We start from the raw sequence: 3165 nt of genomic DNA on the forward strand, positions 1-3165 counted from the left end.
CCGGGCCGCGCCGGAAGGACAATGGGCTGACGGGACGCCCCCGGCACGCCGCCGGCCCCGAGACGTCAGACCCCGCTCATCCGGCCCTCAGTCCGTGTCGAAGCGGAGGGTGCCGCGTATGACGTCGCGGTAGGCGGCGGCGAAGCGGCCGGGATGGGCGAAGCCCCACCGGGCCGCGGTCTCGGTGACCGTGCTCTGCCCCGGCATCGCCGAGGCCAGCTCCTCGTGGACCCGCGCGAGTCGGACGCCCCGCAGGTAGGCGAGGGGGGTGGTGCCGGCGTGGCGGGCGAAGGCGTACTGGACGGCACGCGGGCTGACGGGGATCGAGGCGGCGATGTCGGCCAGCGTGATGTCGAGGTGGGCGTTGGCCTCGATGAACGCGATCGCCCGCCGGAGGGTGGCGTCGCCGGGCGCGGCGGCCGGGCGCGCCCCGGGCGTGGTGTACGGGAACGCGGCCAGGACGGCGGCGGCGAGCAGCTGGCCGCAGGTCGTGTCGATGATCGGCGGTCGGGGGCGCGGAGGCGGGGCGAGGACGCTGTCGCGGAGGAACGCGACGGTGGCGGCGAGCTGGCGCCCGGCGCCGGCTGTCGCGGGGCGCCGGTCCGTGAACAGGACGGGCCGTCGGACGGTCTTGTCGCAGGCCTGGAGGGTGTCGGCGAGCAGGTCGGGGTGGAGGAGGGCGGCGGTGTAGCGGGCGCCGGAGATGGCCCCCGTGTAGGACCGGTGCCCGGCGGTGTGCAGGAACACCTCGCCGGGTCCGAAGACCTCGTCGGGCAGTCCGCTTTCGCGGACCGCGATGGTGCCGGCGTGGAGGACGACGACGCAGACGGCGTTCAGCGGGTCGGCGGTGAACGACATCTCGCAGCCGATCCGCAGGTCCTCGACGGAGAAGCGGTCCGCGGTGTGCCGGACCACCTCCGTACGGGCGTCCGGCGAGGCGTGGACGGTCACCTCGGCGTACTGCCGGGAGAGGTAGGCCTCCGTCTCGGCCGGGTCGGAACTCCGGAACACCAATCCCACGACAGCCCCGTCCGCTCACCCCCACTGCAGTGCCAGTGCCGCACGCGCGGCTCGCTCCCCCACTGCCGACGCTACGCCCCGCCGTCCGATGGGCGAAGCGCGACCCGTCTCCGGGTTCGCTCCGCGGCCCGGGGTCTTCGCGAAACGGATGCCGCCACGACCGTGAGGACCGGGCGGCGGATGTCCCGGGCGGCGTGGGGAAGCCGGGTCCGGTCCGTACACTGGGGTGAAGTGGACAGCCGACGGCAATCCGGGCACGGGCAGAGGCGCGGCCAAGGAGACGGGCAGGGGCAGCGGGGCGTCGAGGCGGACGCGCTGTTCGGTATCGACGAGCTCGTGGCGGCGGCGGCCGGGCCCGTCGGCGAGGAGGCCGGTGCCGGTGCCGAGCGGCCGTACGCGGACGGCCCGCAGGCCCGCAGGATGCTGCGGGTCACCGAGATTCACGCGGAGCCGGCGGCGGCCGCCTCCCGGCGGGGCCGGCAGGTCATCGCACGGTTCCCCGGGGCGCGCCTCGTCGAGGCGGAGTCGCACTGGCGCATCCCGCACCTGCACGGCAACGAGGGGAACGCCGAGCGGTGGGTGCAGGTGAAGCGGCAGACCCTCGTCCTGGGCGAGCGGAAGTCCTTCGGGATCCGGCCCAACGGCAGGTCGGCCGACTGGATCGCGCCGGGGCTGTCCAACGGCTGCGCCATGGCCTGCGCCTACTGCTACGTCCCGCGCCGCAAGGGGTTCGCCAACCCGATCACCGTCTTCACCAACGTCGAACGGGTGCTGGACGCCATCGGCCGGCACGTGGCGGGGGCGGGTCGGAAGCCGGAACCCAATCAGTGCGACGACCGGGCGTGGGTGTACGACGTCGGGGAGAACGGCGACTGCTCGGTCGATGACCTGATCAGCGACAACACCGCGGACCTGGTCCGCGCCTTCCGCGGCTGGCCGACCGCGAAGGCGTCCTTCGCGACCAAGTTCGTCAATCCGGACCTGCTGCGGCTCGACCCGCAGGGCCGCACCCGGATCCGCTTCTCCGTGATGCCCGCGGACGATTCCCGCCTCCTCGACGTGCGGACCAGCCCGGTCGCCGACCGCCTCGCCGCGGCCGCCGACTTCCTCGACGCCGGCTACGAGGTGCACTTCAACCTGTCGCCCGTGGTGGTCCGGCCGGGCTGGGAGGAGGCCTGGGGCGAGCTGCTGGACGCCATGGACGACCTACTGCCGCGCCGGGTGAAGGAGCAGGCGGCGGCCGAGGTCATCATGCTGACGCACAACCGCGAGCTGCACGAGGTCAACCTCGGCTGGCACCCGAAGGCCGAGGAGCTGCTGTGGCGCCCGGACCTCCAGCAGGTGAAGCGGTCGGAGAACGGCGCATGGAACGTCCGCTACCGCAACGCGGAGAAGGCCTCGGCGGTGGAGTCGCTGCGGGGGCTGATCGCGGCGCACGCGCCGTGGCTGCGGGTCCGCTACGCCTTCTGACGCCTTCTGATGGCTCTGACGCCTTCTGACGCCTTCCGCCGCCCCCGGGATGCGGAGGTGCCCCGGTGCGGTGAGCCTGGGGGCATGCCGGACACTCCGCACATCACCGTCCACCCCGTCACCGCCAAGGGCGGCCGGCCGGTCACGGCGCACACCCATGGCACGGATGCCCCGCTGGGAACGGCCTACGGCCTCCGCGACGTCGTGGAGTTCGCCCGCCGGGCGGGCTTGCACGATCCGGAGTCACTGGTCGAGCAGGACAGCCCGATGATCGTCTGGACGGGGGGCGGCCCGGACACCTGGGCCTGAACGGCCCCGCGGGGATGCCCGGCCGCGGGCGGGTCGGCCCGCAGCCGGGTCAGCCCTTGAAGCCGCTGCACTGGGTCACTTCGCCGCCCTGGCGGACGGTGTATTCGGCGTTCGGGACGTTCATGATCTGGAAGCCGCCGTTCTGGGCGATCTCCACCGTCCCGCCGAAGCCGGCCGAGCCGAAGACGTACGCCGGCCCGGGCGTGAAGCCGCCGCCGGAGAGGTGGACGCGGCCGTTCTCGAAGACGCCGGAGATCGAGCAGGTGGCGGCCGGCGGGGCGGCCGGGGCTGCGGCTGCGGCTGCCGACCCGGCGCCGATCAGGGCGCCGAGTGCGGCGGCCGCGAGCGGTACGAGGATGCGGGGGC

The 3165-nt window shown here is 74.1% G+C and carries 4 protein-coding genes; 2 read left to right on the forward strand and 2 right to left on the reverse strand.

What is annotated here, in order from left to right:
- Positions 1 to 87: 87 nt before the first annotated feature.
- Complete coding sequence (locus tag EF903_RS30850; protein ID WP_185902916.1) at positions 88 to 1011, reverse strand: AraC family transcriptional regulator; 924 nt, start codon at positions 1009 to 1011, stop codon at positions 88 to 90.
- Positions 1012 to 1335: 324 nt separating this feature from the next.
- Between EF903_RS30850 and EF903_RS30855 the strand changes: the two genes are divergently transcribed.
- Positions 1336 to 2490 carry a spore photoproduct lyase family protein gene (locus EF903_RS30855; RefSeq protein ID WP_399422063.1) on the forward strand — a complete coding sequence of 385 codons (1155 nt, stop codon included), beginning with the start codon at positions 1336 to 1338 and terminating at the stop codon, positions 2488 to 2490.
- An 84-nt stretch (positions 2491 to 2574) separates the two neighbouring features.
- Entirely contained in the window at positions 2575 to 2799 is a 225-nt protein-coding gene (locus EF903_RS30860; protein ID WP_125548282.1) for a hypothetical protein, read from the forward strand.
- A 49-nt stretch (positions 2800 to 2848) separates the two neighbouring features.
- On the opposite strand, the gene EF903_RS34500 is transcribed toward EF903_RS30860, so the two are convergent.
- Positions 2849 to 3165 (reverse strand): hypothetical protein (locus EF903_RS34500; protein ID WP_185902917.1); only part of this gene is annotated, 317 nt, incomplete at its 5' end.

Origin of the sequence: Streptomyces sp. WAC05292 (assembly GCF_003949955.1) — a bacterium.
In the GTDB taxonomy this organism is placed as follows: domain Bacteria; phylum Actinomycetota; class Actinomycetes; order Streptomycetales; family Streptomycetaceae; genus Streptomyces; species Streptomyces globosus.